Origin of the sequence: Gibbsiella quercinecans (assembly GCF_002291425.1) — a bacterium.
Taxonomy (GTDB): domain Bacteria; phylum Pseudomonadota; class Gammaproteobacteria; order Enterobacterales; family Enterobacteriaceae; genus Gibbsiella; species Gibbsiella quercinecans.
The window spans coordinates 2,405,962-2,431,546 of the sequence record NZ_CP014136.1; the positions used below are offsets into that span (position 1 = coordinate 2,405,962).

At 57.8% G+C, this 25,585-nt stretch carries 22 protein-coding genes and 2 tRNA genes; 5 read left to right on the plus strand and 19 right to left on the minus strand.

The window, feature by feature from the left end; all coding sequences use genetic code 11:
- Nucleotides 1-458: 458 nt before the first annotated feature.
- From ACN28Q_RS11120 to ACN28Q_RS11160, 9 genes are all read right to left on the minus strand, one after another.
- Nucleotides 459-1,040: a YagU family protein gene (locus ACN28Q_RS11120; protein WP_183096474.1), complete on the minus strand. Its 582-nt coding sequence runs from the start codon at nucleotides 1,038-1,040 to the stop codon at nucleotides 459-461.
- Between the two features lie 455 nt (nucleotides 1,041-1,495).
- Nucleotides 1,496-1,572: transfer RNA gene (locus tag ACN28Q_RS11125), tRNA-Pro, on the minus strand.
- A gap of 50 nt (nucleotides 1,573-1,622) precedes the next feature.
- Nucleotides 1,623-1,699 (minus strand) — tRNA-Pro (locus tag ACN28Q_RS11130).
- Between the two features lie 131 nt (nucleotides 1,700-1,830).
- Nucleotides 1,831-3,159, minus strand: a complete 1,329-nt coding sequence (gene uhpC, locus ACN28Q_RS11135; RefSeq protein WP_095846404.1) for an MFS transporter — start codon at nucleotides 3,157-3,159, stop codon at nucleotides 1,831-1,833.
- A gap of 93 nt (nucleotides 3,160-3,252) precedes the next feature.
- Nucleotides 3,253-4,794, minus strand: coding sequence for a signal transduction histidine-protein kinase/phosphatase UhpB (uhpB, locus tag ACN28Q_RS11140; protein WP_095848999.1), 1,542 nt, complete (start codon nucleotides 4,792-4,794; stop codon nucleotides 3,253-3,255).
- A complete protein-coding gene (gene uhpA / locus ACN28Q_RS11145) occupies nucleotides 4,794-5,384 on the minus strand; it encodes a response regulator transcription factor UhpA (protein ID WP_095846405.1) in 591 nt (196 codons plus the stop codon). Before uhpA ends, uhpB begins: the two co-directional genes overlap by 1 nt.
- A gap of 118 nt (nucleotides 5,385-5,502) precedes the next feature.
- Nucleotides 5,503-7,194 carry a kdo(2)-lipid A phosphoethanolamine 7''-transferase gene (gene eptB, locus ACN28Q_RS11150; protein ID WP_095846406.1) on the minus strand — a complete coding sequence of 564 codons (1,692 nt, stop codon included), beginning with the start codon at nucleotides 7,192-7,194 and terminating at the stop codon, nucleotides 5,503-5,505.
- Between the two features lie 345 nt (nucleotides 7,195-7,539).
- Nucleotides 7,540-7,965 carry an organic hydroperoxide resistance protein gene (locus ACN28Q_RS11155; protein WP_095846407.1) on the minus strand — a complete coding sequence of 142 codons (426 nt, stop codon included), beginning with the start codon at nucleotides 7,963-7,965 and terminating at the stop codon, nucleotides 7,540-7,542.
- A 139-nt stretch (nucleotides 7,966-8,104) separates the two neighbouring features.
- A complete protein-coding gene (locus ACN28Q_RS11160) occupies nucleotides 8,105-8,569 on the minus strand; it encodes a MarR family winged helix-turn-helix transcriptional regulator (protein WP_095846408.1) in 465 nt (154 codons plus the stop codon).
- A 113-nt stretch (nucleotides 8,570-8,682) separates the two neighbouring features.
- Between ACN28Q_RS11160 and ACN28Q_RS11165 the strand changes: the two genes are divergently transcribed.
- Nucleotides 8,683-9,282, plus strand: coding sequence for an HD domain-containing protein (locus ACN28Q_RS11165; protein ID WP_095846409.1), 600 nt, complete (start codon nucleotides 8,683-8,685; stop codon nucleotides 9,280-9,282).
- Between the two features lie 3 nt (nucleotides 9,283-9,285).
- On the opposite strand, the gene ACN28Q_RS11170 is transcribed toward ACN28Q_RS11165, so the two are convergent.
- From ACN28Q_RS11170 to bglF, 3 genes are all read right to left on the minus strand, one after another.
- Nucleotides 9,286-10,671 carry a carbohydrate porin gene (locus tag ACN28Q_RS11170; protein ID WP_095846410.1) on the minus strand — a complete coding sequence of 462 codons (1,386 nt, stop codon included), beginning with the start codon at nucleotides 10,669-10,671 and terminating at the stop codon, nucleotides 9,286-9,288.
- A gap of 161 nt (nucleotides 10,672-10,832) precedes the next feature.
- On the minus strand, nucleotides 10,833-12,236 hold the full coding sequence (locus ACN28Q_RS11175) for a glycoside hydrolase family 1 protein (RefSeq protein ID WP_095846411.1): 1,404 nt from the start codon (nucleotides 12,234-12,236) through the stop codon (nucleotides 10,833-10,835).
- A gap of 12 nt (nucleotides 12,237-12,248) precedes the next feature.
- The gene (bglF, locus tag ACN28Q_RS11180; protein ID WP_095846412.1) at nucleotides 12,249-14,132 is read right to left on the minus strand and encodes a PTS beta-glucoside transporter subunit IIABC; all 1,884 of its coding nucleotides are present in this window, start codon (nucleotides 14,130-14,132) and stop codon (nucleotides 12,249-12,251) included.
- Nucleotides 14,133-14,750: 618 nt separating this feature from the next.
- Here bglF and ACN28Q_RS11185 point away from each other — a divergent pair.
- Nucleotides 14,751-15,500 carry an NAD-dependent epimerase/dehydratase family protein gene (locus ACN28Q_RS11185; protein ID WP_095846413.1) on the plus strand — a complete coding sequence of 250 codons (750 nt, stop codon included), beginning with the start codon at nucleotides 14,751-14,753 and terminating at the stop codon, nucleotides 15,498-15,500.
- A gap of 7 nt (nucleotides 15,501-15,507) precedes the next feature.
- On the opposite strand, the gene ACN28Q_RS11190 is transcribed toward ACN28Q_RS11185, so the two are convergent.
- The 6 genes from ACN28Q_RS11190 to ACN28Q_RS11215 all read right to left on the minus strand — a co-directional run bounded on the left by ACN28Q_RS11190 (nucleotide 15,508) and on the right by ACN28Q_RS11215 (nucleotide 21,663).
- Nucleotides 15,508-16,956 carry an alpha/beta hydrolase gene (locus ACN28Q_RS11190; protein WP_095846414.1) on the minus strand — a complete coding sequence of 483 codons (1,449 nt, stop codon included), beginning with the start codon at nucleotides 16,954-16,956 and terminating at the stop codon, nucleotides 15,508-15,510.
- Between the two features lie 120 nt (nucleotides 16,957-17,076).
- Nucleotides 17,077-17,313 (minus strand): DUF4282 domain-containing protein, encoded by a 237-nt coding sequence (locus tag ACN28Q_RS11195; protein WP_095846415.1) that lies wholly within the window; start codon nucleotides 17,311-17,313, stop codon nucleotides 17,077-17,079.
- Between the two features lie 147 nt (nucleotides 17,314-17,460).
- Nucleotides 17,461-18,192: a class II aldolase and adducin N-terminal domain-containing protein gene (locus ACN28Q_RS11200; RefSeq protein WP_095846416.1), complete on the minus strand. Its 732-nt coding sequence runs from the start codon at nucleotides 18,190-18,192 to the stop codon at nucleotides 17,461-17,463.
- A gap of 103 nt (nucleotides 18,193-18,295) precedes the next feature.
- Nucleotides 18,296-19,129 (minus strand): ABC transporter substrate-binding protein, encoded by an 834-nt coding sequence (locus ACN28Q_RS11205; RefSeq protein WP_095849000.1) that lies wholly within the window; start codon nucleotides 19,127-19,129, stop codon nucleotides 18,296-18,298.
- A gap of 90 nt (nucleotides 19,130-19,219) precedes the next feature.
- A complete protein-coding gene (locus tag ACN28Q_RS11210; RefSeq protein ID WP_095846417.1) occupies nucleotides 19,220-20,086 on the minus strand; it encodes a phytanoyl-CoA dioxygenase family protein in 867 nt (288 codons plus the stop codon).
- 56 nt (nucleotides 20,087-20,142) lie between these two features.
- A complete protein-coding gene (locus tag ACN28Q_RS11215; protein WP_095846418.1) occupies nucleotides 20,143-21,663 on the minus strand; it encodes an amino acid ABC transporter permease/ATP-binding protein in 1,521 nt (506 codons plus the stop codon).
- A 380-nt stretch (nucleotides 21,664-22,043) separates the two neighbouring features.
- Here ACN28Q_RS11215 and ACN28Q_RS11220 point away from each other — a divergent pair, with 380 nt between their 5' ends.
- Genes ACN28Q_RS11220 through argE form a run of 3 tightly spaced genes read left to right on the plus strand, consistent with a single transcriptional unit; the run spans nucleotide 22,044 to nucleotide 24,296 of the window.
- Nucleotides 22,044-22,469, plus strand: coding sequence for a RidA family protein (locus ACN28Q_RS11220; RefSeq protein WP_095846419.1), 426 nt, complete (start codon nucleotides 22,044-22,046; stop codon nucleotides 22,467-22,469).
- Entirely contained in the window at nucleotides 22,466-23,140 is a 675-nt protein-coding gene (locus ACN28Q_RS11225) for a DUF1028 domain-containing protein (protein WP_095846420.1), read from the plus strand. Before ACN28Q_RS11220 ends, ACN28Q_RS11225 begins: the two co-directional genes overlap by 4 nt.
- Complete coding sequence (gene argE, locus ACN28Q_RS11230) at nucleotides 23,133-24,296, plus strand: acetylornithine deacetylase (protein ID WP_095846421.1); 1,164 nt, start codon at nucleotides 23,133-23,135, stop codon at nucleotides 24,294-24,296. Before ACN28Q_RS11225 ends, argE begins: the two co-directional genes overlap by 8 nt.
- Nucleotides 24,297-24,302: 6 nt before the next feature.
- Here argE and dsdC read toward each other — a convergent pair whose 3' ends face one another.
- Nucleotides 24,303-25,247, minus strand: a complete 945-nt coding sequence (gene dsdC, locus ACN28Q_RS11235) for a DNA-binding transcriptional regulator DsdC (RefSeq protein ID WP_095846422.1) — start codon at nucleotides 25,245-25,247, stop codon at nucleotides 24,303-24,305.
- Nucleotides 25,248-25,585 lie beyond the last annotated feature (338 nt).

A 25,585-nucleotide genomic window follows, 5' to 3' on the forward strand; every position in this document is an offset into this window, starting at 1 on the left:
CTATCCTACTGAAAAATAACCTTCTCTTCGCCAGAGATAGATGGCCGCCGTTGTTGTTGCAAAAAAGTACATTGCGTGTGCCCGTATGTAGGTATGTGGGCTTTATCGGTATTCATCAGCCGCGGAATTTGCCAGCACTTTATCTTGTTGAATTAACGGCAACTGATGCCGTATTAACAATATCGGTGTACCGCCCACATAAGGATGCGCGAGTGGAGTGCCAGCCGTTGAATACGTTCATGCGGCGCACCAACAGAAAGGACTATCACTCGCCTGAGATTTGCAACAGTGCTGCATAACCACTGCAGCACTGTCGTGAAAATGACCGGTAGGACTGAAAATGATCTGGCGAAAATCCGCCGCTTATACTCTCTGCATGGCCGTCAGGGCATACGTCAGCCAATAGGTCAATTCGCGCAGACAACGCCCCACTACGCTGGCGTAGGACGGCCTGATTGTCACTGCACAGTGCTCTCCATGTCTGGCCGTTTATTCGCCCATGCTCCCCAGAGAGGTTTCGAAAAAATAGCCAGCACAGCGATGAGACAGATTTCAATCGACACTGACCAGCAAATATGACCGATAAGCTCGCTCCAGAACTCATAACCATTGAGGTCCCAAAGCCATCCTGTTTTACCGTGAAGATATACAGGATTCCGGAAGCCGAGGGCTGGAATGAGCAGACCATGCATGACAAGCGTGATAACAATGCCGTAGGCAGCGCCATACCAGAGTCTTATTTTAGGGGTAACAGCTGCAAAGAGGACATACAAGAAAGCAAACCCAAAACTGAAAAGCCAGTGATAAAGCATCACCGCGCCAGGGATGGTTACGCCCTGATAAATATAGTCCAGCGAATGAGAGTTAATTCCTAATCCGCCAAGCCAGGCATCTATATTAAGAGCCGGGGGGGAGATCTCTCCAGTAACTCTAGGCGGCATATTAACCTCAGTACCCGATTTCACCAGTGAACTGATGGCTCCGCCAATGAGCGTAGCCCAAACAATTATGCCAATATTGATTTTATTCCAGATTTTCACAGATATATCTTCCTTAATAAGAGTTATGCAGGGGTTTGGGGAACAATGGAACAGCAAACGCCTTTACGAGGTCATTTTAAGTAACTACTTTACTTAAAATCAATATATCGCTTTGTTCTGGATATGGGCACGATTGTCAACATGCGAGTAAACGAGCCTTCCGCCTATGACGAAGCTCTATATTTCCATAAACAGCTCACCAAACGCCCCACACCCAGAGGATGGCCAAAGGGAAATGGCTTGCCATGATGACATTTGATAGTGTCGTTATGGTATTTGATTCGCCTGTGTATCACATCCGGCGGACATTTCCTTTCACCTTTCAGCAGTGACAGTGCCGGATTTTATTATGTAACAACTCCACCGCAACGCCGGAAGAAACCGCCTTCGGCGGCACGGTTTTCCCAAACTGCAGACGAAAAAAAACCTGCTTATGAAAGCAGGTTTCTCGAATGTGGTCGGCGAGAGAGGATTCGAACCTCCGACCCACTGGTCCCAAACCAGTTGCGCTACCAAGCTGCGCTACTCGCCGAGCGGGGTAAATCGTTGTAATCTTGATCGGCAGTAGCCAACATAAGGGATTGGTCGGCGAGAGAGGATTTGAACCTCCGACCCACACGTCCCGAACGTGTTGCGCTACCAGGCTGCGCTACTCGCCGATGCGGGGCGCATCTTACTGCTGGCGATAATAGGCGTCAATCACTTTTTGCCGCCGGCCATTTAGCTGGCGACAAAATCAGCGCATTAGCCAAAAAACGCGCTACGCGGCTGCAGCGCAGCGCATTTCGCGTTATGTCTGCGGTGCCAATTTTGGTGACTGCGCGCGCAAGAACGGCAGTAGGAATAGAGCAGACAGGCAGGCAGCGATGGAAATCACCACAAAGAAGCCATTCCAGTGCCACACTTCCATCACCCGGGCGATCGGGTAGCCGGACAGCGCCGCGCCCAGGTAGGCAAACAGACCGACAAAACCGGTGGCAGCGCCCGCCGCATCTTTATGCGAGCATTCAGCGGCCGCCATGCCAATCAGCATCTGCGGGCCAAAGATAAAGAAGCCAATGGCGAAGAAACAGGCCGCCTGCAGCAGGTAGGTTACACCCGGCATCAACCACAGTGCGGCGACCGACAGGAAAATACCTATAGCGAAGATCAGGTTCATCGGGCCGCGGTTGCCGCGAAACAGCTTATCGGAACCCCAGCCGGCGACCAGCGAGCCGATGAAGCCGCCCACTTCAAACAGCGAGATCGCCGAGTTGGCGGTCATCAGCGAGTAGCCTTTCTCCTGCGTCAGGTACAGGTTGCCCCAGTCATTGATCGCCGTACGCACGATGTACACCAGCACATAAGACACCGCCAACAGCCAGATGTATTTGTTGGTCAGTACGTAACGCTTGATGATTTCACGGCTGCTCAACCCTTGCCCTTCGGATTCCTGCACCAGCTCCATGGCATCGTTACGCCATTTCCCTACGGTCGGCAGGCCCATGCTGCCCGGCTTGTCGCGCAGGCGCCAGCACATCAGCAGCCCCAGCATCACGCCGATAATTCCGGGGATAATCATGCCGTAGCGCCAGTTGAAATGCAGTGAAATAACGCCGACCAACAGCGGAATCAGCGCCCCGCCAAAGTTATGCGAGGTATTCCACATCGCCCACCAACCACCGCGTTCGGAGCGGGAGTACCAGTTAGTGAGAATTTTCGAACACGGTGGCCAGCCCCAGCCCTGGAAGAATGCGTTGAGGATCCACAGCGTGCTCAACATCAACAGTGACGAACTCAAGCCAAAGAAGATGTTCAACACACCGGTCATGATCAGGCCCAGCCCCATGAAATAACGCGGGTTGGAACGGTCACTGATCATCCCGGAGATAAATTTCGAGCAGCCGTAAGTGATATAAAACAGCGTGCCGAGGATGCCGACGTCAGACATCGTCAGGCCAAGGTCGCTCAGCATCGCCGGCATGATGAAGTTGAAACTTTTGCGCGTGAAGTAAAACGCCGCATAGCCGATGTACATCGTCCACATCAGCTGAATACGCCAGTATTTGTAGGTTGAATCGATCTGTTTTTGATCGGTTATTTTCGGCGCATCCGGGCTGCTTTTAAGAAAGAACCACATATGGAACCTCAGAGAATAAAAAAGTAGCGCTATCTTGCCGCGCGCGCGCGCAAATGCCTTACGCCGATTTCCCAATCGATCCAGGACTATTTCCTAGTTTTCCCGTTCTTGCGGCGAAATTGCGGGTAATGTCACATTCAGGCAGGTACCGTGGTCCTGCATTAATTGCAAACTGCCGCCCAGCGCGCTGATGCGCTCTTGCATGCCGCGCAGGCCGTAACCCGGCTGGTGGCTGCTCGGATCGATGCCCCGGCCGTTATCGCGAATAGTCAGCCGGATGACGCGCCCGCGCAGGCGATCGTCCTCCAGGCGCGCATGCAGCGCGATCTGGCTGGCGTTGGCGTGGCGGCAGGCATTGGTGATGCCTTCCTGACAAATCCGATACAGGGTGATTTTCAATGTGTCATCCAGCAATGCGTCCGGCACCTGCCACTGCACCACGCTCACCAGTGAATCGTCCTGCGGCAACAAATCGCGCAGCATTGCCGCCACCGCCGCCGACAGCGGCAGGTTGTTCAGCGCCGCGGGCCATAACTGGGCCAGCACGTCATGCACGCCGTCGTACACGCGCAGCGCCTGCGCTTCAATGGTCTCGGCACAGGCGATCAGCGGTGGCTGCGCGGCAAGACGTTTCACAATGCTGGCCTGGGTACGGATAACGGTGATGGTCTGGCCGACTTCATCATGCAGTTCCCGCGCCACTTCGCGCCGGGTGCGCTCTTCGGCCGTCACCAACGCGCGCGCCAGTTGGCGGTTCTCATTCAGGCGCAGCCGCAGTTGCAGGTTGAGTTCGCGCTGGCGCTGAATGCCCGCGCCAAGCAGCAGCCCGGTCAGGCTTTGTGCTAAAAGAGAGAGCAGCAGATCGCGGTGAGCATCCTGGCGCGGCGGCTCATTAGCTACCAGCGCCACGCCGTTGAGCAAGGTGGCCAATAACGCCCCCTTCCAGCCGTAGCGGTAAGCCATAAAGACGATCGGTATCGCCAGGCAAAACGGCGCGAAACGGCGCAACTCCACCGCATTCACCTGCTGTTGCAGCCAGATGCTCAGGGCAAACAGCAGCAGATAGCCCCCCAGCGGCAGCAGGCGCAGCCGCACCGGGTGATGGATAAGCCCGGGTTCCAGCGGCACCCAGATCTGGCGCATCAGGTAATGCCACAGCAGCAGGCAGGTCGGCGCCACGGTAAACCCCCCTGCCAAGCCAAACAGTAGCGCCCGCCCCCCTTCGCCGCTGACTATCTGCCATACGGCGGCCTGCAACAACGCGGCGGCGGCGACCACCGCTCCTTGTTGCAACGGCCAGCGCCACTCGCTGCCGCTTTGCTGACGGCGCAGCAACCACGGCGACATCAGCATACTGAGCAACGTCGTCAGCACCAATACCGCCAGCGACGCCCACAGCGCCGGCCCGTAACCAAACTGATCGGCCAACAGCCACATCAGCATCACGTCCGCCAGCAGAATGCCTGGCCAGAAACGGTATGGGCATTGCAACAAGATGCCCATGCGCAGGCCAAACGGGAACAACAACAGGGCCTGCCAGGGCGGCTCAATCATCGCCGTGCCAATGCCCCACAGGCAAAATGCGCTAGCGGCATAGAAAAAAAACAGCGCCAATTGCGTGATAGCGCGTTGCATCATAGGTTGAGCATCCGCTGCGCCAGCTCGACGTTATTGTTGATGCCCAGCTTGGCGAACAGGTTGGCGCGGTGCGCATGCACGGTTTTGGGCGATAGCCCGAGCACGGCGGCGATCTGGCGCACCTCTTGCCCTTGCGCCAACAGCAGGGCGACTTCACGCTCACGCCGGGTGAGCGGATCGACCTTCACCCGCGCCAGTTGCTGTGCGATTTCCGGCATCAGATAAACCCCACCGCCGGCCACGGTGCGCACGGCGGTGATCAGATCTTCCGGCTTGCAGCGCTTGGAAAGAAAGCCGCTGGCACCGCGCGCCAGCGCCATTTCCACCAGCGCCGGATTATCGTGCATCGACAGCATCACTACATGGATGGCGGAAGGAATATCCGCCAACAAATCCAACCCGCTGCCGTCGGGCATTGAGATATCGCAGATGCAGACATCCACCGCGAGCCCCGGCAAGCCGGCGCGCGCCTGGGCTCCACTGCTGAATTCCCCCACAACCTGAATATCCGTCTCCAGCGAAAGCAACTGTACGAATCCAGAACGGACAATGTCATGATCGTCAATAAACGCCACGCGTAAGGCCATGGATATCTCCGATGTCAGGTAAAGGGCGCAAATTATACCCCCATGCTGGCGCGGGATCGAAGGTAAGTATTGGGCTAAGCGAAAAGCGTCCCCCTGCCGGGCGGCAGGGAGATAGACATTAACGCGAGGAAGCGGCTTTCAACGGCGGTGCACTGCACCAGTTGTTTTTCGCCACGATGCCGCCGTCCGGCGAGCTGTAGCCAAGGCAGCCGAGGATGGTATCGAACAGTTCCACATGGCGGTGCGTTTTGCCGATGCGCTGCTGCGCCTGCAGTTGTTCAAAGGCTTTCCGGTTATGTGAGTCGGCCAGGTATTTATCCGAAGCCCACACCAGCATCGGCACCCGGAACTGCTCCGGCGGCGCCATCTCGCGCGGGGTGCCGTGCAGATGCGAGTTCTCGCCGATCGACTCGCCATGATCGGAAGCGTAAAACACGATGGCCTTTTTATCGCGCACCTGATCAATCACGTTGTCGATAAAGCTGTCGGTGTACAGCACCGAGTTATCATAGGCGTTAATCAACCGCTCCTTGGAGCAAAAATCATCCACCCCCATGCATTCCGGCTGGTAACGGGCGTAGCTGCGCGGGTAACGCTGCGAATACAGGTAGTGCGAGCCCTTGGTATGCAGGATCACCAGATGCTTCCCTTTCGGATAGCGCTCCAGCGAAGCCTTCATTTCATTCACCAGCAGCATGTCATCCACGGATTTACCGTCGTTGCGCTTTTCAGAGGCGATCATCTCGCGGAATGAATAGCTGTTTGGGTCGGTATTATTGTAAAACCACACTTCGCTCTGCATGGCGAACAGTTCGGAGGTAAAGCCCAGTTCTTTCAATACCGCGAAAATATTCTGCTCTTTCAGCGTGCGCTGCGGGTTATCTTCAGTGCCGCCTTCGCGCACGAACATGCAGCGCAGGGAAAGCTTGGTCGAGGTATCGCAGGATTCACCGCGGAATGCCGCCAGGTTTTTCTCTTTCGACAGCTTCGGCGTAGTATCGCGCCCGTAACCCAGTATCCCCATATGATCCCAGCGCGTGGTTTCACCGATGATAAACACCACATAAGTGTCATCAATACCCGGCGGCGCCACGTAGGTGAAATGTTTGGACGGATCGAACAGATTGGCCGCGTCCTGGCTTTCGTCATAGCGGGTGTAGGCAAACAGCCCCAGCGCAGAGAGCCAGTTGGACGGTAGATAAGAGTGGGCCACCACCCCGCCGTAGCTGGGTAAATCGATATTGGTGATTTTTTCCTGCGCGCTTTGCGCCTTATCCAGCATCCGCAGCGGCAGCCATACCAGCGCCACCACCGCCAGCAGCACCAACAGCGGGCGGATACGGTGCCCCGGCTGCTTCAACTGTTCGATCAGCGTGTCGCGCAGGTTATTTTTCCAGATCAACAGCAGCGGCAAAGCGCTGACCAGCACCATCCACACCACAAAGTGCAAGCCAATCACCTCTTTGGAGAGATCGATATCGGTAGTCATCACAGAGACGATAATCCCGTAGCCAATCACCACGTTGAAAAACGTCATGTAATAGCTTGCCGCTACCGAGATCAGCACCAGCAATGAGGCGACGATACGGTAGAATAATCGCCCGCCCAGTGAAACCAACCGCATGATAAAAAAGGTAAACAGGACGATGGCGATCACTTCAGTGATCGCCGACACCAGCTTGATCCCTTGCAGGCCATGCGCCAACGAGTCAAAGCGGCGATAGAAAACAGAAATGTTTAAAAAGATGCCGATATAAATCGCTAACAATAACGATAAATTCTGCTGTGATAGCGATTTTACTTTGTTCATGTAACGCGGTGGCTCCAGAGGACATAAAAGATACTGATGTATTCAGACAGTCAATATGTTGGCAGGTTCAGCCAGTCGGCAATAAGCACTGTTTTATCGGTAATAATCAAGAAAACTCTTAGCAGGCGGGGGCTTTTTTGCCGTTTTTTGTGATGGCGATAAAACTATACCCAAAAAAATAATTCGAGCCGCAGGATAAAATGCAAAAGCGTGTTGAACAGCGCTGGCGCAGGATGAGGCCCTGGGATCCAAGCCAACACATCCGCAATTTGAAGTATGAAGGGCAGAACAGTGCAAAAGGCGGGGCGCCTTCCCCCACCTTACCTAATAGGCGCCTGCGAACGGTTACTTAACGTTCAGCGTCACATCAATATTGCCGCGGGTGGCGTTGGAGTAAGGGCAAACCTCATGTGCCTTTTTCACCAGCGCTTCCGCCACGCTACGTTCAACGCCGGGCAGCGTGATATCCAGTTGCACTTCAATGCCGAATCCGTTCGGGATTTCACCGATACCCACGGTTGCTTCGATCGCGGCGTCGGCCGGGATTTTCACTTTTTCTTTGGCGGCGACAAATTTCAAAGCGCCGAGGAAACAAGCGGAATAACCCGCGGCGAACAGCTGTTCCGGGTTGGTCACTGCCCCGCCGGCGCCACCCATTTCTTTCGGCACCCCCAGTTTCACATCCAGTACGCCGTCAGAGGACGTAGCGCGGCCATCACGGCCGCCGGTGGCTTTGGCATGCGCCTGGTAAACGACTTTTTCAATAGACATAACTACCTCTTGTTGCTTGCAGGTTAGCGGGTTTGACGCGTGATTTATCAGGTAAACGCGCGCCGACATAATTTAACTTACTATTTAATCGCTCACTATTTATTAATTAAATCTTATATTAAAAACGGGTGCCGATGATTCACAGCTGGTTGATCAGCCTGCCGCGCAGCGATTCAAGCCGCTGCTTGATCTCCAGCATTTCATTAACGCTGCAGTCGGTCGCGCACATCACCGCCTCCGGCACCGTGCGGGCTTTTTCACGCAGCGCACGCCCGGCATCGGTCAGCGCAACGATCACCTGCCGCTCATCCTCGGCGGCACGGCGGCGCAGCAGCAGGCCCGCGGCCTCCATGCGCTTGAGCAGCGGCGTCAACGTGGCGGAATCAAGAAACAGGCGTTCACCGATGGCCGATACCGTCAACGCGTCCCGTTCCCACAGCACCAACATCACCAGATACTGCGGATAGGTCAGATCGAGCTGATTGAGCAGTTTGCGATACACCTTGTGCAACGCCAGGTTGGCGGAATACAGGGCAAAACACAGCTGCTGATCGAGCAGCAGCGTGTTTTCCGCATTGAGTTGTTCAGGGTTTTTATTTTTCATCGTTCGAATATATATAGCGCACTATGTAATCGCAAGCTATTTCTTTTTGAAGCGAATGTGTTATTTTCCTCTATAGGCAACAGGCCATCCGCTGGCGAAAGGAAGGGAAGGATATGACTGCAACATTGGAGGAACGCGCCCGGCGCTACGCCACACAGGCGCATGCGGCCATCGATCAGCGCCGGAAATATACCAACGCGCCTTATATCGTCCACCCGCAGGCGGTGGTGGAACTGGTGCGCACCGTGCCGCATACCGAAGAGATGCTGGCCGCGGCCTGGCTGCACGACACCGTAGAAGATACCCCGACCACGCTTGCCGACATCGCCAGCCGTTTCGGCCCGCAGGTGGCGCAACTGGTGGATATGTTGACCAACGTCAGCATCCATGGGAGCGGCAGCCGCTTTATCCGCAAAAGCCGCGATCGCCGGCACAGTGCCGGCGCCTCTCCGCAGGCCAAAACCATCAAGCTGGCGGATGTGATCGACAACACCCGCTCGCTGCTGGAGCACGACAGCCAGTTTGCCAAAACCTACCTGCTGGAAAAGCAACTGCTGCTGGAAGTGCTGACCGAAGGCGATCCGGCGCTGTGGCGCCAGGCCAGCCAGATCGTGGAACAGGGGCTGGCACAGCTAATGCTGCCGCCCCACAACGTGCCCGCCAGTTGGTTCGACGCCACCCGCCAGCGCTACCAGAAAAACGACGCCGCCTAACCGTTAGAACGTCACCACCGTTTTTAGCGCGGTTACCCAGGCATCCTGCGTGTCACTCACACCACCAGGGTGATGCCAGTATTGCAGGCCCGGCTGCAACTGCAGCCACGGAGTAACTTCAACGCGATAATACAGTTCCGCCGTGACCGAATGGCCCGGTATCGGGTAGTAGTTTGGATCGCTAGAACTGCTGGCGTTATTAATTTGGTTCAGATAACGCAGGTTATCTTTATAGCTGTCGCTCACTTTCACCATGGAAACGCCCAACCCCAGCCAGTCGTTTGGCCGCGCGTCAAACATACCGCGATAGCGAACGCTGGCAGAGGTGGTGTAGTGGATATAGTTGGAGCGCTTATCGCCCACGCCCAGGCTATAAGACACGCTCAGGCCGCGGTTGGCATCGTCCGCGTGGCGCGTCACCTGCTGATTAAAGCCGGTATACAGGAACCAGGTGCGATCATGGGTGCGGTAACCGTCTGGATCGGTCGCGCCCGGCCCGCCGGAGACGCCACGATACAGATCCTGCTGCTCCGCGTTGGTAAACAGCACGCCCAGGTTATAAATCCCTGGCAACTGATTAAAGTAATTGGTTTTCAGCTCCAGCTCCACCGGCAACAGAATGCCTTTGCTGCCCTTGGTGGACCAACTCCAGGCATGGCTGCGGCTGGTCGCCTGCGGGTTTTGTTCCAGCACCCCGGTCTTCAGGGTCAGGCCATCGGTGAGCTTGTACTGCAAGGTGGTGCCCCAATAGTGCACGTTCCAGTTATACCAGGTGAGCGAACTGGCCGATTTGCCGCCGCACAGGTTCAGCGTTTGGAAATCACACGGGATAATCTGATCGAAGTCCTGCACTTTATTCATCAGGCCAATGCGCCAATGCAGGCGGCGATCGTCAAAGCTGCGGCTGAATGTCAGCCAGCCCAACCGGGTAATCGACTGGCCACCGTAGCTTTCCTGCGACAGATCGGTGATGTTGACCCGTTGATCCTGCAACCGATCGCGCGTCAGGCTGTTGTCATGGTTACGGTTAACGATATTCCCCTCGATCGCCGCATCCGGGATGCCCGTCAATGCTTCCAGATCCTGGCTGAAGGTAAATGAGAACTGGTCGATATAAGACGCCTGTTTATCGTGGTTGTACCCGCCGCCGGCGTTATAGGAGAGCTGGCTCAGGTAGCCCAACGTATAGTGGAAGCCGTGATCTTCCAGAATCGGCCGGATCCCCAGCATATCCCCCAGCAGCCCCGCTTTCGGCGGTTCAAAACCCAATGCAACCCCTTGCCATTCGGGCGTTTCAGCGCGTTCGGCCTGCGCTGCTTGCGCCTCTGCGCTGGTGCAAACCAGCAGGGCGGCGGTAAAGGCCGCCGCACCGGATAACCGATATTCCATTTTTATTCTCCTTATCGACGCAAATATGCGCATCACTTTCTGTAGGCAACAGCAATCCCTGGGCGGTAATACCCATTGTTGGTAAAAATTATTTTTCAAGCGGCGGCCGTTGATCGGCCCAGACAATGCCCAGGCATTGCGCCTGGGCAAATAGCGTGGCGTTAACCCTTAACTTTCAGGCTGCCGCCGTTGCTTTGGATCACATCGCGATACCAATAGAAGCTTTTCTTACGGCTACGCGCCAGGCTGCCGTTGCCGGCATCGTCGCGATCGACGTAAATAAAGCCGTAGCGCTTGGACATTTCCGCCTTGGACGCGCTGACCAGATCGATCGGCCCCCAGCTGGTATAGCCCATCACTTCAACGCCATCGTCAATCGCCTCGCGCACCTGTACCAGGTGATCGTTAATGTAATCAATACGATAGTCATCGTTGATGCTGCCATCCGCCTCAACGCGATCCTTGGCGCCCAGCCCGTTTTCCACGATAAACAACGGCTTCTGGTAACGGTCATACAGTTCGTTGAGCAGGAAGCGCAGGCCGATAGGATCAATCTGCCAGCCCCACTCGGAGCTTTGCAGATGCGGGTTCGGCACCATGTTGAGAATATTGGCGCGCGCCGTGTGGTTCAGCGCTTCGTCGGCGGTCACGCAGCCGCTCATGTAGTAGCTGAAAGAGATAAAATCGACGGTTTCGCGCAGCGCCTGTTTGTCTTCTTCGCTGATATCAACTTCAATGCCGTTTTCGCGGAAGAAGCGCTGCATATAGGCCGGGTAGTAGCCGCGCGCCTGCACATCGCCAAAGAACTGCCAGCCACGGTTCTGGCGCTGGGTTTCCAGCACGTCTTCCGGCCGGCAGCTTAGTGGATACAAAATGCCGCCAAGCAGCATATTGCCGATTTTCCCGCCCGGCACTAACTCATGGCAGGCTTTCACCGCCCTGGCGCTGGCCACCAATTGATGGTGAATGGCCTGGTAGACGTCGCTCTTGCTGCTGCCTTCCGGCAGGCCGACGCCGGTGAACGGCGCGTGCAGCGACATATTGATCTCATTGAACGTCAGCCAATGCTTCACCTTGTGTTTGTAACGCTCGAACACGGTGCGCGCATAACGTTCAAAGAAGCCGATCACCTGTCGGCTGCTCCAGCCGCCGTATTGCTTCACCAGCCCGTAGGGCATTTCATAATGCGACAGGGTAATCAGCGGCGTGATGCCGTATTTAGCCATTTCATCAAACAGCCGGTCGTAAAACGCCAACCCGGCTTCGTTCGGGGTTTCTTCATCGCCCTGCGGGAAAATACGCGTCCAGGCGATGGAGGTACGCAGGCATTTGAAGCCCATTTCCGCAAACAGTGCGATGTCTTCCGGGTAACGATGATAGAGATCGATCGCCACATCCTTGATGCCACTGTCGCCAGGGACGCGCGGCGTTACCGGGCCGAACACCCCGGCAGGCTGCAAATCGGAGGTCGACAGCCCTTTGCCATCCTGTTGGTAAGCCCCTTCCACCTGGTTTGCCGCTACGGCGCCGCCCCACAGGAAATTGTCTGGAAACTTGCTGGTCATCGTTATCTCCTCTTAACGTAATAAAGTCAGCAGCGGTGCCTGTTCCTGCACCGGGCCGAGATCGGTGGCCAAAACGTCAATGTAGTCTTCGGTGTTGCTGATGATGATTGGCGTTGTGGTGTCGAAACCCGCGGCGCGGATGGCCGCCAGGTCAAATTCAATCAATAGGTCGCCTTGCTGAACCCGATCGCCCTCGGCAACGTGGGCGGTGAAGTGTTGGCCGTCCAACTTTACGGTGTCGATGCCGATGTGGATCAGCACCTGTGCGCCGTCATCAGATTCAATGCCGATGGCATGGCGGGTTTTAAACAGTGAAGCCACCGTGCCGTTCACCGGCGAAACTGCCCGCCCCTGCTGCGGCACAATGGCGGCGCCTTTGCCCAGCAGGCCGCTGGCGAAGGTTGGGTCTGCAATCTGATCCAGCGGCAGCACGTCACCGCTCATCGGGCTGGCAACCAACGTTTTGCGGTTCAGCGGGGTGGCAGACGGTGCGGCCGCCGGGGCCTCTTCTGCTACTTCCGCCGGCTGCGGCGCCAGGCCGAAAAGGTAGCTGGTAATGGCAGCGAAGAGGAACGACAGCAGCGTGCCGGCAATCGCGCCCAGCACAGTGGCGTCAAAGCCGGTAGGCGGAATAATTTGCGCGAAGGAAAACACGCTGGCCAGGCCGAATGAGTAAACCGCACTGTGGAAATAGCCGATCACCGCCCCGCCCAGCGCGCCGCCGATGCAGCCGAAGATAAACGGCCGTTTGTTCGGCAGGGTAACGCCATAGACCGCCGGTTCAGTGATGCCGAAAATCCCGGCGGTCACGGCGGAACCGGCCATCACACGCAGTTTGGCGTCGCGGGTGCGCAACATCACCCCAAGCGTGGCCCCCACCTGCCCCATCACCGCCGGCAGCAGCAGCGGCACCATGGTGTCGCGGCCCAGCACGCTCAGGTTGTTAATCATCAACGGCACCAGCCCCCAATGCAGGCCGAAGATCACGCACACCTGCCACAACGCGCCGATCAACGCCCCGGCGATGATCGGGTTAAACGCGTGGATCGCCTGGTAGCCGTTGGCCAGCAGGTGGCTAAGCCAGGTGGCTGCCGGGCCGATCAGCAGGAACGTCAGCGGTACGACAATCGCCAGACACAGCAGCGGGCTGAAGAAATTGCGCAGTGCGCTGTGCAGCATGCGGTTAAACAGCGGTTCCAGCTTGCAGGAGAGCCAGGCGGCAAAAATAATCGGGATAACCGACGAGGCATAGTTGATGAACGTGACCGGCATGCCAAGGAAGTATTCCGTCGCCGCGCCCGGCTGCTGCGCGGCGTCGAACGCCGCAATCATCAGCGGATGGGTCAGCGCGGCGCCGATGGTCATGGTGACGAACGGGTTGCCGCCAAATTTTTTCCCGGCGGTGTAACCCAGCATGATCGGCAGGAAGTAGAACAGCGCGTCGCTGGCGGCAAACCAGATACGGTAGGTTCCGCTCTCGGCCTGCAGCCAACCACAGGCCAACGCCAGCGACAGCGCCCCTTTCAGGATCCCCGAAGCCGCCATCACGCCCAGCAGCGGGGTAAAAATCCCGGAGACGATATCGATAAAACGGCTGAACAGGTTGTCTTTCTTGCCGCCGTCATCCTGCGCGCCCGATTCGGCTTCCGCCAACCCGGCCGCCTGATTAATCGCGGCATAAACATCGCCGACGTGGTTGCCAATCACCACCTGGAACTGCCCGCCGCTCTCTACCACCATGATCACGCCGGCGTTTTTCTTCAGCGCTTCGGCGTCTGCCTGCTGGTTGTCACGCAGCTTGAAACGCAGCCGGGTGGCGCAGTGCACCAGGCTTTTTATATTGTCGCGGCCACCGACGCCGGCCAAAATCTCACTGGCTAATTGTTCATATTTCATCTTGTCATCCTTAGCTACGTCCCTTGCCGTCTGGCGCCAACCGCGGTGGCCAACCCGCCGTGGGCCAAATTCGGCGCAAAAAAAAACCTAAACCTCATCGCCTCTGGCCCCAATGAGGGCTACAGAAGCACGAGGTTTAGGTTTTGCCTGTGAGAACAGTGACAACCCTAAAATGGCTGAGCCATGACGGTAACACTGCCGTTTTTCTCTGGGCAAGTGCTTGTGCGGCGAAATTTGCAAAGTGTGATCTGGCATACAGATCGCCGCCGCCGCCCCGGCAAACATTAATATAAATAATTCTTATGTTATTAAATTAATGAATTTCAAATCACACCCGCCATTGCCTGCGGAGACCCTGCCGGATTCATTTCGCACAAAATGCGCAAAAAAATACATAACGTCGGTAATAATTAGCTATCCAAACAAATCACTCCCAATCAAAACCGCCGTACTGGAGCCTGGACAAAACGGCATATCCCGCCGCCAAATTCGCTGTTTCATTGATGTATATCACACCAAATACATTAACTTATTTTATTGATGTATAGACAAAATGCGCGGGTGGGATTATTACTGTGCGGGAAGGAACGGGATTTGCTTTTAAGGAAAAATGCAGCCATGACATTGCGCAACGAGATGGGGCGGGTGCTGATCACGGGCGCCGCAGGGCGTGTGGCAACGGTATTCCGCAAGGCCATCGGCGATCGCTACCCCCTGCGGTTAGCGGAACGGGATACCGCAATGCTGACGGACATCGGCGCCAACGATCAGGCCATCGCCTGCGATATTACCGATATCGCGGCCTGCCGCCAGGCCTGCGCCAATATCGACACCGTCTTGCATTTGGCGGCCGATACCTCACCCGCTGCCGGTTTTTATCCCTCGCTGATGAACAATAACATCCTGGGCACGGCCAATATTTTCCGCGCGGCTAAAGAAGCGGGCTGCCGGCGCGTGGTGTTCGCCAGCAGCGCCCAGGCGGTTGAGGGCTACCCCCTGGATTACCAGGTGCGGCCAGAAGATACCCCCAGGCCGAAAAACTTCTACGGGCTCAGCAAAGCGCTGGGCGAAAGCATCGCCGCCTATTATGCGCATCAACAACGGCTATCCGCCGTCGCCGTGCGTTTTGCCAATTTCACCACCCTGGCCGCCGATAAACGCCCGAGCGCCCGCGATATGAGCGCTTACCTCAGCCACCGCGACGCCACCGATCTGCTCGATCGCTGCCTGCGGGTGAAAAACGTGCAGTATGCCGTGGTGCACGGCATCTCCAACAATAGCTACAAACGCCTCTCGCTGGAAGAAACCACCCGCCTGCTCGGCTATGTTCCGCAGGATGACGCCTTCAGCATCCTCGGCTTCCTCTAGACGGCCGCTACAGCTTATTGTCGATGCGCTGCAGCAGATACGGGTAGAACGGGTTGGACGCGATACGCATCAGCGTGTCGAGATCCACCACCAGCACGGAGCGCTCGCCCCGTGCGGCAATGGTTCCCAGGCTGATGCCAAACTCATCGCGCCGCTGCGGGTAACGACCATACAGCGAGTCGCTGACCGGGAACGGCAGGGCAACGTGGGAAAGCGAATAAATATCCGGCGGATAATTCATCCCCAGCGGCTGCGTGCTCTCCACCACCTCGCCCGCCGGCGTAATACGGGCGATCGCTTCGCTGCTCTCCGGTGATGCGTTGGCGATCACCGTGGTCTGGTAGCGGCGCGGCGGCGCAGGCAGCAGTTGATTGACCGCAGAGGCGGCATTGGGCCGCAGTAGTGGGCCGAAGTTCACCGTGCGGTTTACGTCAAACAGCACCAGTTCGCTGCCGTTGGCCGGCAGTTCGTTATACAGCGCGCGGATCACCGCGCGGGTGCTGACGGTGGAATCCATCACCGACTGGAACGTCAGCACCGGCGGCAGCTTATCCAGGCGCCCTTCACGCGCCGCCCGGGCGATCTCCTGCTGCAGCGAACGGCTAAGCAGGTAGGACTGGCGCGCACCGTTGACCGGGAATGAATTGTATTTAAACGGGTTAAACTCCGGCAGCACGCCAAGCCAGGCGGCTTTGGCGAACGCCGGGAACACAGCCGGCCAACCGGCAATCCCGGCAAAGCGGGCAAAGCTGGTGACGCCGATCATCGGTGAAATCAAAATCAGCCGCTGCGGGGCAACCAGGTTCGGATCGTTCAGCGCATCCAGCGCGTATTTCATCGCCAGCGCGCCGCCGTTGGAAAAGCCGACGATATGCAGTGGCTTGCCGGCGCCTATCAGGCTATGTGCTTCGCGTACCGCCAGCCGGGTGGCGGCCAGCCAGTCGCGCCATTCGATATCGGTCAGCGCGCCGGGCACGGTGCCGTGCGCCGGCAGGCGAATACCCACGACAACATAGCCGTGCTGGCGATAATTCTCGGCAATATGGCGCAGGCTATAGGGTGAATCCGTCAGGCCGTGCAGCATCACCACCGCACCGCGCGGCGCCCCCTGCGGCATCAGCTCATAGGAGCGGTTCCAGTCCTGGGCGAAATGCTCTGGATAAATCGGGCTGCCGGAAAAATAGCGGTTAATCGGGATGCGTTCGCTGGGATCAAGCTTGTCAGTAACCTGGGTTTTTACCTCATCAAACACCCGCTGCTCGGCGGCCAGGTAATCGGCCCAGGTAGCTTTGTCCAGCTCTGCACTGCTCATTTCATGCGGCACAAAAGTGTGCCACGGCTCCAGCGCAGGCCCACGCTGGCTATCGTAAATGCGCACCGCAAACAGCGTCAGCAATACGGTGGCAATCACCACCACCAGCCGTTTGGTCCATCTGATTATTACCCTGGAAAGCATGCCTGCTCCTGATTAACGCAAAATTCACCGTGATTATAGCGCGCGGAATGCGCAAGAAAGGGTTGTTTAAGAGAGACAGGGCCGGCAACACCGGGGCAAGCCCGGCGCTGACTGGGGAAATCACGGTTTTTCAGCGATTTTCCGCAGGTATTCATTATTTTTAAACGCAATAATGATCATTTCAAAACAGACGCGAGTAAAAATACCGCCGATGATGATCGCAAACAAACCGCGAAAAAACTCACCGTAGAACATCGCGCCGACGCCGCCGAAAACAATGCTCAGCAGGCACAGCCAATACACGGCGGTGATGATTTTCGGGGTGAGCATCGCGTCGAAAAAGAAAATATTCCTCATTGTAATCCTTCCATATAATTCACCATCCCAGAGGCGTAAATGCCCATATGCTGCCAGGCAGCACTGAATAGTAGGAAGTTTTACCCCGGAATATCAAGAATAAACCTCAGGTTATTTCAACTGTCTGCCCTGGCGGCCAGAGTGGCATCAGTCAGCAAACGACGGATCTTCACGCTGCAGCAACAGCTTCATCTCGGCAAAATGCCGCTGGGAAAAATCACGGATCTTCTCCCAGTCACGCGCGGTTTTCTCCGCCACCGCCGCATCCAGAATACGCAAAGGTTGCCCGGTGGCGTAGGCGTTCACCAGAATTTGGCAGGCGCGCTCCAGCGTCCAGATATCATCGAAGGCTTCGCCCACCGTGGGGGCCGTCACCATCACACCGTGGTTGCCCATCAGCAAGCGGCTATGCCCCTGCAGCAATGCGGCCAGTCGCGCGCCCTCCTCTCGCGTATCGGCCATGCCGCCGTACAGGCTGTCGAGCGCTACCCGGTTGAAATAGCGCGCGCTGTTTTGATCGATTGGCGGAATGGTCGCGTTTTCCAGGCAGGCGATGGTGGTGGCGTAAACCGGGTGCAGGTGCATCACCACCCGCACCTGCGGCAGCCGCTGGTGGATTTGCCCGTGGATCGCCCAGGCGGTAGCGTCGACGTCGCTACGCTGCCCGGCGCTTTCATCGTCGGCGTGCAACAGCAGCAGATCGCTGGCGCGGATGCGTGAAAAGTGCATCCATTTCGGGTTGAGTAAAAACTGTTTGCCGTCGGCGGAAATCGCAGCGCTGAAGTGGTTAGCCACCGCTTCATGCATCCCCAGCTTAGCGATGATGCGAAACGCCGCCGCCAGATCGATACGCGTTTGCTCTTCAAAAGTGAGTGCCATATTTGTGCCTGCTGTGCATCGTTAACCTGCCGGCGTGTGGGCAATGTTGCCCACACCCTGTTCAGCCGCGGCCGTAGTGGCCGGCGGCGAGCCGCGGATGATTCTACGGCATTGGCATCAACGTTTTGATGTCTTCCGCCGTCGGTGCCTGGAAGCGATATTTTTGCAGCAGGGCGGCGTATTTTTCCGTCTTGCTGAATTTCTCCAGACCCTCAATCAGCGCCTGTTTCACTTCGTCATTGCCCTTTTTCACGCCAAAGCCATTCAGCACCGGATAGATCAGTGTGTCGGAGGAAATCACGATGCGGTTGCTCAGCTTCTCCACCGCGCCGCGCGCCACCGCCGCATCGGTGATCTGCGCTTCAACTGCGCGGGACAGCAGCGCCTGGGTGGTTTGCGGATCGGTGGTATATTCACTGATGGCGATCGGCTGCAGGCCGTTTTTCACACAGTACTCCGCCGAGAGTTTATGCAATTGCTGTAGCCAGGAAGTGGCGCCCATTGAACCGATTTTGTGACCGCAAAAATCTTCCGGGCGTTTGGGCTGGTAGTCGCTGCCTTTCAGCGACAGGATCGCCTCGCCGCTTTTCAGGTAGGGGATCATATCGATCACCTTCATGCGCTCCGCCGTGATGTACATCGACGAGTTAATGATATCGAACCGCCCGCCTTGCAGGCCGGTGATCAGGTTAGGGAAGCGGGTGTCGATATTCTCGGCCTGGCGGCCCATCACCTCGGCCAACCCATCGAGAAACTCGATGTCGAAGCCCGCCGGTTTGTTTTTCTCCATGTATTCATAAGGGAAAAAGGTCAAATCCGAGCCGGCAATGATTTTTCCCGGCTGCAGGAACGCCGCACCGGCCCCGTGGGAAGCGAGCAGTAAGGCCCCTGCGGTTAACACGCCGGCGGCCCGGTGAGCAGCCCGTAAACACGTCATTAGTTTCATACAACCTCCACAGCGATCAAGGATTGTCAGGGATAGAGCCACGTGCGCATCCCCAGGGTTATAACGACAAGGCGGCTCGCCTCAATTGGCCTCCTGGCCGGCCTGCTGTACAAAGAACGACGCGCCGCGCGGTTTTTGCGGCAGGCGCACCTGGTTCGGCGTGCAACGCACCAGGCCGCTCTCCGTGCCCTGTACCATCTGGCCGCCGTGTTCGCTGGGCAATGGGTTATCGCCAAACGGCAGTGCGTCTTCTGCCGCATAGACGCAGATAAACAACGTGCGCGGCAGTTCGGTTTCATTCGGGCTGGAAGCATGCAGCAGGCGAGTATGCATAAAGCACACGGAACCAGCCGGGCCAAAACAAGCCACCGGCCGTTGGCAGTGCTGCGCAACCACCTCATCGCTCACCGCGCCGCTGAAACGCTCATGCTGCCAATGCGAGTACAGCGGCCCTTTATGGCTGCCGGGCACCACGTTCAGCGGGCCGTTTTCCGGCGTAACGTCGCTCACCATCAGCAGGGCAGTGATGATGTCGTCATTGCTGTGCGGGGTGAAAAGAAAGTCCTGGTGCCACTTCACCTGCGTGGCGGTGTGCGGCAGTTTGGAATTGACCTTGCTGTGGTGAAAACGCGTGCCGCTGCCGCCGATCAGTTGCGCGGCAATCTCCGCCATGCGTGACTGGAACGCCGCCTGGTAATAGGCCGGCGAGATCTCGGTGGGCGAACTGACCCGGCGCAGCGAAGGGTGATCCGGCCGGTGGTCGCCTTCCAGATCAAAGCGCGCGCGGCCGTCCTGGGTATGGCCATAGGCGGCGCTGTGCTCGCGGCTTTGCGCCACCCAGCGGTCAAAATCGCCCTGTAGGGCGCTAATCTGTTGTGGCGTTAAAACGTCCTCGACCACCAAATAGCCGTCCTGGTGAAACCTGTCGATCTGTGCTTGCGTAATCATGATTCCCCCGATGAAATAACGTTAAACAACGCCCAAGGCGAGGCCAGCATGTATGCCTAAGCCAACGAAACATCCTTCAGAAATGCTTCCACCCGCGGGTGGCGGCCGTCACGCAGCGCCTGCGGCGCCTCGTCACATACCACCCGTCCTTTCTCCATAAACACAATCCGGTCGGAAACCTTGAAGGCGAAGTTCATCTCATGGGTGACAATCACCATGGTGATCCCTTCTTTGGCCAACGTTTCAATCACCTGCAACACTTCATTGACCTTTTCCGGATCAAGCGCCGAGGTGGGTTCGTCGAACAGCATGATTTGCGGGCGCATCATTAACGCCCGGGCGATCGCCACGCGCTGTTGCTGGCCGCCGGAAAGCTGATGCGGGTATTTATAGGCATGCTCGAGCATGCCCACTTTTTGCAGCAGCGCGCAGGCCTGGCGTTGCAGTTCACTTTCCGCCGCCAGCCGGTGGTAACGCGGCGCCAGCAGCAGGTTGTTCATTACCGTCAGGTGCGGGAACAGGTTAAAGCTTTGAAAAACCATGCCGATATTCAAACGATGCTCAGGGTGTTCGACAAAACGCGGCTTCTGCTGCCCCTGCTGATTCAGGTGAATAAACGGCTGGCCGTTGATCATGATTTCGCCGTTGTCGATCTGCTCCAGGCCGTTCAGCAGGCGAATCAGCGTGGTTTTCCCCGAGCCGGAAGGGCCGATGACAGATACCACTTCACCGGGTTGAATCTGCAGGCTGACGGCACCGAGCACTTCAACATTGTTGTAGGCTTTATGCAGCCGCGTAGCCTGCAGGGCCGGGCTGCCGTTGGTCGGCGCCGGGCGCAACACGCCGGCGGCAGGCTGCGCGGCCAGCTCAAACAATGCCGGCTCGACGCTGCGCGCGCTGTTACGCTGGGTAACATCCAGGTACAGCTCCAGACGTTTGAGCAGGAAATCAAACACCGTGACGATCAGCACGTAATAGAACGCGACGGCGGTCATGGTTTCCATCACCAGGAAGTTTTGCGAATAGAGCCGCTGGCCCACCATCAGGATCTCCGTCAGCGAGATCACCGAAACCAGCGAGCTGAGCTTCACGATGGAGATATATTCGTTGGCCAGCGCTGGCAGCGCCACCCGCAGCGCCTGCGGAATGATCACCCGCCACTGGATGCCGGTGAAACGCAGCCCCAACGCCCGCGCCGCCTCGCTCTGCCCTTTCGGGATCGACAGCAGGCCGCCGCGGTGGATTTCAGCGATGTAGGCGGCTTCACTCAACACCAGCGCAATCAGGCCGGCATAGAAAGGATCGCCCAGCAGCACCGAAGACGCCGGCAGCGCCTGTGGCAGGTTATAGACAAAGATCAGCAGCACCAGCAGCGGCATGCTGCGAAACAGCCAGATATAGCCCCTGGCCGACAGATTCAGCAAAGGGTGCCGCGCCTGTTTACCCAGCGCCAGAATAAACCCCAGCACGATACTGATGGCCCAGGTCAGCAGGCTTAGCTTGATCACCGTCCAGGTGGCCAGCCAGAAGTCTACGTCGCTCAGCAGGCCAAGCATGTAGCTCCAGTCAAAGGTCATAACGGTACTCCCGCAGGGACGCAAATTGGCAGGTATGAATGCATGTCTGGCTTCTCCGGTGCAGGCCCACGATAATTTTTATTGGTTTCCCTATTTCTTTCACGGCGCAGCCGGGAGTTAAATTCATATTTTCCGACGCAGGCTATAGCCAAAAACTGGCCTTGGCGGCAGAACGCCGGGCTATGTGCGTATTTTTCTCTGCGTTAAGGTGAAATAACGCGAATTTAACCAGGCCAGTTTTTCTTGAGCGTCCCCGAAGAAAAATCATTATTTATTTTCCGCCGCTCCTGCATGAAGAATGGCGGTTATGCAACGAGGGTGCCCCGGGTAATCAGGCGCCAAGATGATCACCAGCCGGCCGGCCTATTAAGGAGTCAATCATGAGTCAACCCACCCATACCCGTATTCGCATGTTCAACACCAAGGATACCTACCCCAACCAAACGCTGAATAACGATCTCTGCCAGGCCGTGCGGGCCGGCAATACCGTGTATGTGCGCGGGCAGGTCGGCACCGATTTCGCGGGCAATTTAATCGGGCTGGGCGATGCGGGCAAACAGGCCGAGCAGGCGATGAAAAACATCAAACAACTGCTGGAAGAGGCGGGCAGCGATTTGCGCCATATCGTCAAGACCACCACCTATATTACCGACCCGCGCTACCGCGAACCGGTTTATCAGGAAGTGGGAAAATGGCTGAAAGGCGTGTTCCCGATCTCGACCGGGCTGGTGGTTTCCGGGCTGGCGCAGCCGCAGTGGCTGGTAGAAATCGATGTGATCGCGGTGATCCCCGAGGAGGAAGCATGACCTTTTCGGTAAGCGGATTTTGCCCGCGCAGCGGGCAGTACGGCATTGCGCTCAGTTCGTCCAGCATGGCGGTGGCGGCGCGCTGCCCGTGGCTGATGAGCGGCGTGGGCGCGGTATCCAGCCAGAACGTCACCCTGCCCGCGCTCGGCCCGCAAATCCTGGCGCTGCTGGCCCAGGGGCACACGGCGCAACAGGCGCTGGATACCGCCATGGCGCAAGAGCCCTATGCCGATTATCGCCAGGTCACCGTGCTGGATAACCGCGGCAACCGCGCGGTGTTTGAAGGCGCGCACACGCTGGGCGTGCACCACACCGCCATCGGCGAACACTGCGTGGCGGCGGGCAATATGCTGGCCAACCCCGGCGTGATTGACGCCATGATCGCCGCCTTTACCCGCGCGCCCCACCTGGCGCTGGGCGATCGGCTGATCGCCGCGCTACAGGCCGGTTTACACGCTGGCGGCGAAGCCGGGCCGATCTACTCCGCCGGAATGAAAATCATCAGCAATCAGAGCTGGCCGTTGACCGATCTGCGCGTTGACTGGCATGAAGACGCCATCAATCAACTGGCTGGCCTGTGGCAACGCTGGCAGCCGCAGAGCGAAGATTACCTGGTGCGGGCGGTTAATCCGCTGGAGGCACCCAGCTACGGCGTGCCGGGTGATGAGTAACCCCAGCACCCGCGCCATTCTGGCCGATCTGATCGCCTTCGACACCGTCAGCCGCAACAGCAACCTGGCGCTGATCGACTACGTGCGCCGCTATCTGGCCGGCTATGGCATCAGCAGCCAGCTATTTCACGATGCCGGCGGTGACAAAGCCAACCTGCTGGCGGTGATTGGGCCACAGGATCGGCCGGGAATTATGCTCTCCGGCCACACCGACGTAGTGCCGGTGGATGGGCAACGCTGGCAAAGCGATCCTTTTGCCCTGACGGAGCGCGACGGCAAGCTGTACGGGCGCGGCACCGCCGATATGAAAAGCTGGCTGGCGGCGGTGCTGGCGCTGGTGCCGAGCCTGTGTGCCGCACCGCTGCGCCTGCCGGTGTGGCTGGCGTTCAGCTATGACGAAGAGGTGGGCTGCAAAGGGGTGCATAGCCTGCTTGCGGAGCTTGAGCACCTGCCGAGCCGGCCCGCTGCCTGTATCGTTGGCGAACCCACGTCGATGCGGCCCGTGCTTGGCCATAAAGGCAAAATCGCCGTGCGCTGCGAAGTGACCGGGTTTGCCTGCCATTCGGCCTATACGCCCGCCGGGGTTAACGCCATTGAGTACGCGGTGCGGATCATGCAGCAGTTGATGGCACTGGCGCAGACGCTGCATCAGCAGCAAAACCTGGCGTTCGATCCGCCGTTTTCTACCCTGCAAACCGGCGTGATTGCCGGCGGCAAGGCGCTGAACATCGTCCCGGCGCACTGCCAGTTTGATTTTGAAATCCGCACGCTGCCGGGCGTGGACGCCCAACGGCTGGTGGACGACATCACCCGTTGGGCGCAGCGCTGCCTGCTGCCGGAGATGCGAGCGGTAGCGCCAGAGAGCGACATTACCTTCACCACGCTCAGCCGTTATCCGGCGTTGGAAACCCAGCCTGCCGCCGCGCTCGATGCTATCCTGACCATGCTGCCCCCGCCCGCCACGCTGCAAACCGTCGCATTCGGCACCGAGGGTGGTCTGTTTCAACAGCATGGCGTGCCGACGCTGGTGTGCGGCCCCGGCGCGATGGATCAAGGCCATAAACCAGACGAATTCATCACCCTTGAGCAATTGCAGGCTTGCGATGCCTTTATGCTGCGCTTGTGCCGCTGGCTGCAGGCCGCGCCCGGCGGCTAAACGGCATCAGCCGTTCTCGGCGACCGCCCTCAACCAATCGCTGAAAGCCGCGATTTTCGGCCACCGGCGCTCCGACGGGGTGGCGATGTAGTAGCGCTGGGCGCACGGCATCGCCATGCCCGGAAACGGCGCCACCAGTTCGCCGCTGGCGAGCCATGCGCTGACCAGCCGCTGCCGCCCCATGGCGACGCCGCCGTGATTGATCGCGGCGATCACCGCCAGATCCGAACGATCAAACCCCATTCCCGGCTGGGCGCTATCCAGCGCCATGCCGAAATGCGCCGCCCAGGCGTGCCATTCACCGCTGCCCGAATCATCGCTCCACGCCTGGCGATCGTGCAGCAACGCGGCACCGGCCAGCTTTTCCGGCCGGCCAGTCAGGCCAAAGCGCCGGGCATAGTCGGGGCTGCAAACCGGCAAGATGGATTCCGCCATCAGCGGCACACAGGCCAGATTTTCCGGCGGTTGGTCGTCAAAGTAGATGGCCAGATCGACCCCGGCGCCGCTAAAGTTTACCCGCTCGTTGCCGGTCAGAATATTCAGGCTGATGGCCGGATAACGGCGGGCGAAATCGGCCAGCCTGGGCACCAGCCAGCACTGGGCAATCGACGGACGGCAATAGACGGTCAGTAAACCGGAAAGCGCCTGGCTTTTAATGTCGAGAATTTCCTGGTTGATGTTATCGAGCGAGGCCCTCAGGCGCCAGAACACCCGTTCGCCTTCCAATGTCAAAGCGATGCGGCGGTGAAAGCGCTGGAACAACCGAAAGCCCAGCGCCGCCTCCAGTTGGTTGATACGGTGGCTGACCGCACTGGGGGTAATGGCCAGCTCATCGGCGGCCTGCGCAAACGAGCCCAGGCGCGCGGCCGCCTCAAAGGTGTGCAGTCGTGAAAGCTGGTGGCTGGTCAGCGGCGTTTTCGGCGGCAATAAACGGTGCGGTGCGTTGGTCATGATTCCCTGCTCCAGGCGGCTCTACAATGCGGCGCGCCCCGGCGGGCAGCAACCGCCCGGGGCAAGTGATTTTATATCACCAGCGGGCGAAAAAATCCCCACGGCGCTGAGCACCCTGATATCGCAGGTACGGATCGGTAGCAAAGGCGCAACGGGCTATATACCTAACAATCTGAAAGGAATGATAAAAAACGTAAGGCTTTTATTCCTCCGGAAAAAAGAAAGCACCGACGATACGATCGTTCGGTGCTCTATATACCCCTTAAGTATCCGTTCAGCTACAAGCCACATAAGCTTTAAGTGAACGGCATTCTTCCAAATGGGTTTTTATACCATTG

What these genes read in the sequence shown, in the direction of transcription:
- argE (WP_095846421.1), top strand. Translation starts at nt 23,133, where the DNA reads ATGAGTAACCCCAGCACCCGCGCCATTCTGGCCGATCTGATCGCCTTC.
- ACN28Q_RS11195 (WP_095846415.1), bottom strand. Translation starts at nt 17,313, where the DNA reads ATGAGGAATATTTTCTTTTTCGACGCGATGCTCACCCCGAAAATCATC.
- ACN28Q_RS11210 (WP_095846417.1), bottom strand. Translation starts at nt 20,086, where the DNA reads ATGATTACGCAAGCACAGATCGACAGGTTTCACCAGGACGGCTATTTG.
- ACN28Q_RS11170 (WP_095846410.1), bottom strand. Translation starts at nt 10,671, where the DNA reads ATGGAATATCGGTTATCCGGTGCGGCGGCCTTTACCGCCGCCCTGCTG.
- eptB (WP_095846406.1), bottom strand. Translation starts at nt 7,194, where the DNA reads ATGAACAAAGTAAAATCGCTATCACAGCAGAATTTATCGTTATTGTTA.
- bglF (WP_095846412.1), bottom strand. Translation starts at nt 14,132, where the DNA reads ATGAAATATGAACAATTAGCCAGTGAGATTTTGGCCGGCGTCGGTGGC.
- ACN28Q_RS11175 (WP_095846411.1), bottom strand. Translation starts at nt 12,236, where the DNA reads ATGACCAGCAAGTTTCCAGACAATTTCCTGTGGGGCGGCGCCGTAGCG.
- ACN28Q_RS11215 (WP_095846418.1), bottom strand. Translation starts at nt 21,663, where the DNA reads ATGACCTTTGACTGGAGCTACATGCTTGGCCTGCTGAGCGACGTAGAC.
- ACN28Q_RS11165 (WP_095846409.1), top strand. Translation starts at nt 8,683, where the DNA reads ATGACTGCAACATTGGAGGAACGCGCCCGGCGCTACGCCACACAGGCG.
- ACN28Q_RS11225 (WP_095846420.1), top strand. Translation starts at nt 22,466, where the DNA reads ATGACCTTTTCGGTAAGCGGATTTTGCCCGCGCAGCGGGCAGTACGGC.
- ACN28Q_RS11160 (WP_095846408.1), bottom strand. Translation starts at nt 8,569, where the DNA reads ATGAAAAATAAAAACCCTGAACAACTCAATGCGGAAAACACGCTGCTG.
- ACN28Q_RS11185 (WP_095846413.1), top strand. Translation starts at nt 14,751, where the DNA reads ATGACATTGCGCAACGAGATGGGGCGGGTGCTGATCACGGGCGCCGCA.
- ACN28Q_RS11220 (WP_095846419.1), top strand. Translation starts at nt 22,044, where the DNA reads ATGAGTCAACCCACCCATACCCGTATTCGCATGTTCAACACCAAGGAT.
- ACN28Q_RS11190 (WP_095846414.1), bottom strand. Translation starts at nt 16,956, where the DNA reads ATGCTTTCCAGGGTAATAATCAGATGGACCAAACGGCTGGTGGTGGTG.
- dsdC (WP_095846422.1), bottom strand. Translation starts at nt 25,247, where the DNA reads ATGACCAACGCACCGCACCGTTTATTGCCGCCGAAAACGCCGCTGACC.
- ACN28Q_RS11205 (WP_095849000.1), bottom strand. Translation starts at nt 19,129, where the DNA reads ATGACGTGTTTACGGGCTGCTCACCGGGCCGCCGGCGTGTTAACCGCA.
- ACN28Q_RS11200 (WP_095846416.1), bottom strand. Translation starts at nt 18,192, where the DNA reads ATGGCACTCACTTTTGAAGAGCAAACGCGTATCGATCTGGCGGCGGCG.
- uhpC (WP_095846404.1), bottom strand. Translation starts at nt 3,159, where the DNA reads ATGTGGTTCTTTCTTAAAAGCAGCCCGGATGCGCCGAAAATAACCGAT.
- uhpB (WP_095848999.1), bottom strand. Translation starts at nt 4,794, where the DNA reads ATGCAACGCGCTATCACGCAATTGGCGCTGTTTTTTTTCTATGCCGCT.
- ACN28Q_RS11155 (WP_095846407.1), bottom strand. Translation starts at nt 7,965, where the DNA reads ATGTCTATTGAAAAAGTCGTTTACCAGGCGCATGCCAAAGCCACCGGC.
- uhpA (WP_095846405.1), bottom strand. Translation starts at nt 5,384, where the DNA reads ATGGCCTTACGCGTGGCGTTTATTGACGATCATGACATTGTCCGTTCT.